The sequence below is a fragment of the Micrococcus sp. genome, from assembly GCF_030523875.1.
GTDB lineage: Bacteria > Actinomycetota > Actinomycetes > Actinomycetales > Micrococcaceae > Micrococcus.
In genome coordinates this window covers 1-6,450 of sequence record NZ_JAUNHR010000102.1, presented here as the reverse complement: position 1 = coordinate 6,450, position 6,450 = coordinate 1, and the positions used below count along the sequence as shown (strand labels likewise).

Sequence of the window (6,450 nt, the reverse complement as noted above, 5' to 3'; positions counted from 1 at the left end):
GCGCTCAAGCTCAAGGAGCTCGCCTACATCCACGCCGAGGGGTTCGCCGCCGGCGAGCTCAAGCACGGCCCGATCGCCCTGATCGACGACGGCCAGCCCGTGTTCGTGGTGATGCCGTCCCCGATGGACCGCCACTCCCTGCACGCCAAGGTCGTCTCCAACATCCAGGAGGTCCGCGCCCGCGGCGCCCGCACCTTCGTGGTGGCCGAGCGCGGCGACGAGGCCGTCCGCCGGCACGCCGAGACGGTGTTCGAGGTGCCCGAGACCCAGCCGGTGCTGATGCCGCTGCTGACCACGGTGCCGCTGCAGATCTTCGCGCTCGAGCTGGCCTCCGCCAAGGGCTACGACGTGGACCAGCCGCGCAACCTGGCCAAGTCCGTCACCGTCGAGTGACCCCGCGCTGACGCGCCGCACCCGACGCCCCCCGCCCGCCCGGGCGGGGGGCGTCGTCGTGTCCGGGCGAGGGGGTAGGGTGATGTGCGTCACGTCGACCCTCCAGCAAGGACCCGCCATGCACCCCTCCCGTCGGACCGTCACCCGCGGCCTTGCCGCGTCCCTCGCCGGGCTCGCCCTGCCCGCCGTCGCCGCCCCGGCCTCCCTCGCCGCCCCCGCGTCCCGCCCGTCGGCCGATCCGCGCACGGCGCAGGTGCAGGCCGCCCTCGAGGCCCTGACCGCCTGGCCGGTCGTCGGCGCGGTGGGGTCGTTCGTCGCGGGCGGCTGCGTGGTGGAGGTGGCCGCCGGCCGCCGCTCGGCCGCCTCGCCGGCCCCCGCCCGCCCGTCCTCCGTGGCCCGTGTGGCGAGCGTGACCAAGGCGATGACCGCCACGGTGGCGTTCCAGGAGGTCGAGCGGGGCACCCTGCGCCTGGACTCCACGATCGGCGAGGTCCTGCCCGGGCTGTGGCCCGGCCGGGAGGACGTGACCCTGGGCCAGCTGCTGAACCACACCTCCGGCATGCCGGACGCGATCTGGGTGCTGCTGCGCCACCGCGGGCTGTGGGAGCTGCCCCTGGAGGACGTCCAGGCCATGGTGGCGCGCCGCTACGGCCTCCGCGAGCTCGTGGGGATCGCCCGCCAGGACCCGTGGTGGTTCGAGCCCGGCACCGCGTGGGGCTACTCCAACACCGGCTACGTGGTGGTCCAGCTCATGGTGGAGGCCGTCACCGGCCGCCCGCTGGGGCGGCTCATCCGCGAGCGCGTCTTCCGCCCGGCCGGCATGCACCGGGCGCGCCTGGAGGACGGCACGCTGGTGCGCGGCGCGGAGATGGAGGACGCCGCCGTCCGCCCGGGGGAGACCGCGCGCTTCACCACGCTGGACCAGTCCGTGTTCGCGGGGGCCGCGGCCGTCAACGCCACCGCCGGGGACGTGGTCCGCTTCTACCGCGCGCTCATGCAGGGGCGCCTGGTGTCCCAGGCCTCGGTGGAGCGGATGGTCACCCCGGTCGGTGCGGCCGTGCCGGCCGGGTACGGGTACGGGATCTTCTCCGTGCCCGACCCCGCGCGGCCGGGCGCGCTGCTGTACGGGCACGATGGCGGCGGCTTCGGCTCCGCCTCCCTGGCCCTGGCCAGCCGGGACGGGGAGCGCGCGATGGCGTTCACCTTCGTCGGGCGCCCGTACTGGGAGGCCGGCGCCGCCGAGGTGTGGGACCGGCAGCTGGCCGTGTTCCGCGCGGCGGTGGCCCTGCCGGGCGGCGGCGTCGGCTCGGGCCGGGGTGCGGCCCGGGGCCTGGGCCGGGCGGGGATGGGCTCGGGCCGACTCGGGTGAGCCGGGGGCGGACGGGTCGCTCCCACTAGACTCGGGGGGATCGCGCGCCCGGACACGGCGCGCCCCCTCGAGACCCCCGGAGACACCCTCATGCACACAGTGGACATCGGCCAGCCGTACCCCCTGGGGGCCACGGTGGACGAGAGCGGCACCAACTTCGCGGTCGCGGTGGGCCGTGAGGTCGAGGCCGTGGAGCTGTGCCTCGTGGACGGGTCCGGGGCCGAGACCCGCATCCCCGTGACGGAGCGCCACGACACCACGTGGCACGTGCACGTGGCGGACGTGGGCCCGGGCCAGCGCTACGGCTACCGCGTCCACGGGCCGTGGGAGCCGGCGCGGGGCCTGTGGCACAACCCCCACAAGATCCTCGCCGACCCCTACGCCCGCGCCTTCACCGGGGAGTACGCGTGGGGCCAGCAGCACCACTCCTACCGCTTCGACGACCCGGACGCCATGGACACCCAGGACAGCCTGGGCACGTCGATGCTCGGCGTCGTGGTGGACGACGCGTTCGACTGGGGCGACGACGCCTCCCCGGCCACCGAGATGACGGACACGATCGTCTACGAGACGCACGTCAAGGGCATGACGGCCACCCACCCCGACGTGCCCGAGGAGCTGCGCGGCACGTACGCGGGCCTGGCGCACCCGGCCGTGGTGCGGCACCTGACGGACCTGGGGGTGACCGCCGTCGAGCTGATGCCGGTGCACCAGTTCGTCAACGACGCGACCCTGCAGGAGAAGGGCCTGTCGAACTACTGGGGCTACAACACGCTCGGCTACCTGGCCCCGCACGCCGCGTACGCGTCCACGGACGAGGTCGGCGGGCAGGTCCGCGAGTTCAAGCAGATGGTCAAGGACCTGCACGCCGCGGGCCTCGAGGTGATCATCGACGTCGTCTACAACCACACCGCCGAGGGCAACGACAAGGGCCCCATGCTGAGCATGCGCGGCCTGGACAACGCCGGCTACTACCACCTGGTGGAGGGCGACGAGCGGCACTACATGGACTACACGGGCACCGGGAACTCCGTGGACCTGTCCAGCCCCAAGGCCCTGCAGCTGGTGATGGACTCGCTGCGCCACTGGGTCACGGAGATGCACGTGGACGGCTTCCGGTTCGACCTGGCCACCACGCTGACGCGCGTGGAGGGGGAGCAGGGTCCGGACATGTTCTCCGGCTTCTTCGACGTCGTGCGCCAGGACCCCGTGCTGCGCACCGTCAAGCTGATCGCCGAGCCGTGGGACGTGGGGTGGGGCGGCTACCAGGTGGGCAACTTCCCCGGCATCTGGAGCGAGTGGAACGGCATGTACCGGGACACCGTCCGCGACTTCTGGCGCGGCGAGCCCGGCACGCTCGGCGAGTTCGCCACCCGTCTGACCGGCTCCGCCGACCTCTACGAGGGCGACGGGCGCAGCCCCGGCGCGTCGGTCAACTTCGTCACCGCGCACGACGGCTTCACGCTCCACGACCTGGTCTCCTACAACGAGAAGCACAACCACGCCAACGGCGAGGACAACAACGACGGCGACGCGCACAACCGGTCCTGGAACCACGGCGCCGAGGGCGAGACCGACGACCCCGAGGTGCTCACCCTCCGGGCCCGCCAGACCCGGAACTTCCTGGCCACGCTCATGGTCAGCCAGGGCGTGCCGATGATCAGCCACGGCGACGAGCTGGGGCGCACGCAGCGCGGCAACAACAACGTCTACTGTCAGGACAACGAGCTGGCCTGGATCGACTGGGCCGCGCAGGACGACGCGCTGGTCGAGTTCACGCGGGAGGTCGTGGCCCTGCGCCGGGACCACGCCGTGTTCCGCCGCCGGCAGCACTTCGACGGCCGCCCGGCCGCCCGCGACGTCGAGGCCCCGCTGCCGGACATCGTCTGGCTGGAGCCGGACGCCACCGCCAAGACCGAGGACGACTGGGGCGCCGAGGCCCGCTCGATCGCGTTCTACCTCAACGGCCACGACCTGCCCCGCCGGGACGAGGACGAGGAGCCGTACCGGGACTTCTACGTGCTGATGAACGCGTGGTGGGAGCCGGTGCCCTACACCCTGCCCGGCCCGTTCTTCCCCGAGGAGTGGGAGATCCTGGTGGACACCTCGTCCCATGTCGCCCCGCACGGCACCCGCCCGCACGTGCACGCCGGCGAGGTCCTCGAGGTCCCCGCCCGCTCCACGATGATCCTGCGGCAGGTGCCGCGGGCGTGACGGACGTGGGGCAGCGGCCGCGGGCGGTGCGGCGTGCTCTCGCGGCGTGCGTCGTCGTCGTGCTGGTGCTCCTGGGGGTCGGAGTGTCCCGTGCGGCCTGGCTGACCACCCATCCCGAGCCGGAGCAGCCGGACCGGGTGGACGCCCTGCTGGTGCTCTACAGCCGCCCCCAGGTGTACGAGGCCGCCCTCGAGGCGATCGACCGCGGCGTGGCGGACCGGGTGTTCGTCTCGGCGCACCTGGGCCCGGACGGGTTCCAGACCCTGTGCGGCCCGCCGGGCGTCCGCGACCCGCGGGCCGACGGGGCGGTCGTGGAGTGCTTCGCCCCGGATCCCGTGACCACGCAGGGCGAGGTGATGCACGCCGCCGATCGCATGCGCGAGCTGGGCCTGGAGCACCTGGGCGTGCTCACCTTCCCCCAGCATGTGGAGCGCGCCCGCATCCTGGCCGAGCGCTGCCTCCCGCCGGAGGAGGGCACGGTCTCCCTGCTGATGTTCACGCCCCGCCAGACCTCGCCAGTGTGGGAGCTGCGGCAGGACGTCTACGGCACCCTCGCCTTCGGCAAGGTCTGGGCGACCCCGGACTGCGCGGACGAGCTGCCGGCCGCGGTCCAGTGGCCGCTGGACGTGTACAAGCGCCTCAAGGGCCTGTCCACGGTGCCGGACCACCAGTGGGACGCGGCGGTGGCGCCGTGATCGTGGGCGTCGGCGTGGACGTGGTGGACGTGCCCCGGTTCCGGGGCCAGCTCGAGCGCACCCCCGCGCTGCGCGAGCGGCTGTTCACCGAGCTGGAGCGGGACCTGCCGCTGCGCTCGTTGGCGGCCCGCTTCGCCGCGAAGGAGGCGATCGCCAAGGCGATGGGCGCCCCGCCCGGGATGATGTGGCACCACTGCTGGATCCCGCGCCCCGACCACGGGGACGGGCGCCCCGAGGTGCACCTGACGGGCACCGTCCGGGCGCAGGCCGAGGCGCTCGGCATCACCCACTGGCACCTGTCCCTGAGCCACGACGGCGACGTGGCCACCGCGTACGTGGTGGCCGAGCGCCGCGACTGAGCCCGGCCGCAGGCCGGACCGAGAGGAGCGTCCATGCGCGCATTCACGGGCACCCAAGTGCGGGAGGCCGAGCGGCCCCTGCTGGCGGCGGGGCAGGGCCCCGCGCTGATGCGCCGCGCGGCGTGGGGTCTGGCCGAGCACGTGGCGGCGGTGCTGCGGCAACGGGGCCGGGTCTCCGGCGTCACCGTGGCCGCCCTCGTGGGCACGGGCAACAACGGGGGCGACGCGCTGTGGGCGCTCGCGTTCCTCTGCCGCCGCGGGGTGGAGGCCGTGGCCGTGCCCGTCGTGCAGGACGACGACGGCGCCCCCCGCTGGCACGCCGAGGGCGCCGCCGCCCTGCGCGCCGCGGGGGGCCGCGTGGCGGACGCCGTGCCGGCGCGGGCCGCCGTCGTGGTGGACGGGATCCTCGGGACCGGCGCCCAGGGCGGGTTCACGCTGCCCACCGCGGCCCGGGACCTGCCCGACGGGGCCGTCGTGGTGGCGTGCGACGTGCCCTCCGGGGTGGACGCGGACACCGGCGCGGTGGCCGGCGAGGTCCTCACCGCGGCGCACACCGTGACGTTCGGGGCCGTGAAGACCGGGCTGCTGCTGGGCGAGGGGGCGGCGGCGGCCGGGCGGGTGCACCTCGTGGACATCGGCCTGGGCGAGCACCTGCCGGCGGGGCCCCGGACCGGCCTGCACGTGGTGGACCGCGTGGCCGTGCGTCGGCTGCATCCGGCCCCGGCGCCGGACGCGCACAAGTACACCCGCGGCGTGGTCGGTCTCGCCGCGGGGTCGGAGCGCTACCCCGGGGCCGCGGTGCTCGCGGTGGGCGGCGCGCTGGGCGCGGGGGCCGGGATGGCCCATCTGGCGGGTCCTGCGGCCGCGTGCGACCTCGTCCTGGCCGCCCATCCCGCCGCGCTGGTCTCCGCCGACGGGCCGGAGCCGGACCGGGCGGACGCGTGGGTCGTCGGGCCGGGCCTCGGCGCGGACGCCGCTGCCCGGGAGCGGCTGGAGCGCGCGGTGGACGCCGTGCTGGCGGCCGGGCGGGAGCCGGCCGGCGCCCCCGCCGTGGTCGTGGACGCCTCCGGTCTCGAGCTGGTGACGGGGGAGCAGCTGGCCGCGCTCGCGAACGCGGGGGCCCGCGTGGTGCTCACCCCGCATGCGGGGGAGTGGGCGCGGCTGCGCGAGCGGCTGCCGGTGGCGGACGCCGACCTCGGGACTGGGGCCGGGGGCCAGGCGGACGAGCTCGGCCGCCTGCGCGCGTGGGCCGCCGCCCACGGGGTCACCGTCCTGCTCAAGGGGCCGCGCACCCTCGTGGCCGCCCCCGACGGCGAGGCGTGGCTGATGCGCGACGGCGGCGCGGCGCTGGGCACGGCCGGCACAGGGGACGTCCTGGCCGGGGTGCTCGGCGCGGTCCTCGCCGCCGACCGGGCCCGCA

Annotated in this window: 6 protein-coding genes; all 6 read left to right on the top strand. The window is 75.4% G+C overall.

The window, feature by feature from the left end:
• A partial coding sequence (locus tag Q4D18_RS10565; RefSeq protein ID WP_303128172.1) for an SIS domain-containing protein occupies positions 1–393 on the top strand: 393 nt, incomplete at its 5' end.
• 118 nt (positions 394–511) lie between these two features.
• Positions 512–1,762, top strand: coding sequence for a serine hydrolase (locus Q4D18_RS10560; protein ID WP_303128170.1), 1,251 nt, complete (start codon positions 512–514; stop codon positions 1,760–1,762).
• Between the two features lie 90 nt (positions 1,763–1,852).
• Positions 1,853–3,976 (top strand): glycogen debranching protein GlgX, encoded by a 2,124-nt coding sequence (glgX, locus tag Q4D18_RS10555; RefSeq protein WP_303128167.1) that lies wholly within the window; start codon positions 1,853–1,855, stop codon positions 3,974–3,976.
• The gene (locus tag Q4D18_RS10550) at positions 3,973–4,671 is read left to right on the top strand and encodes a hypothetical protein (protein ID WP_303128166.1); all 699 of its coding nucleotides are present in this window, start codon (positions 3,973–3,975) and stop codon (positions 4,669–4,671) included. The genes glgX and Q4D18_RS10550 overlap by 4 nt, the downstream gene beginning before the upstream one ends.
• The gene (locus tag Q4D18_RS10545; RefSeq protein WP_303128165.1) at positions 4,668–5,030 is read left to right on the top strand and encodes a holo-ACP synthase; all 363 of its coding nucleotides are present in this window, start codon (positions 4,668–4,670) and stop codon (positions 5,028–5,030) included. The genes Q4D18_RS10550 and Q4D18_RS10545 overlap by 4 nt, the downstream gene beginning before the upstream one ends.
• 33 nt (positions 5,031–5,063) lie before the next feature.
• A partial coding sequence (locus tag Q4D18_RS10540) for a bifunctional ADP-dependent NAD(P)H-hydrate dehydratase/NAD(P)H-hydrate epimerase (protein WP_303128163.1) occupies positions 5,064–6,450 on the top strand: 1,387 nt, incomplete at its 3' end.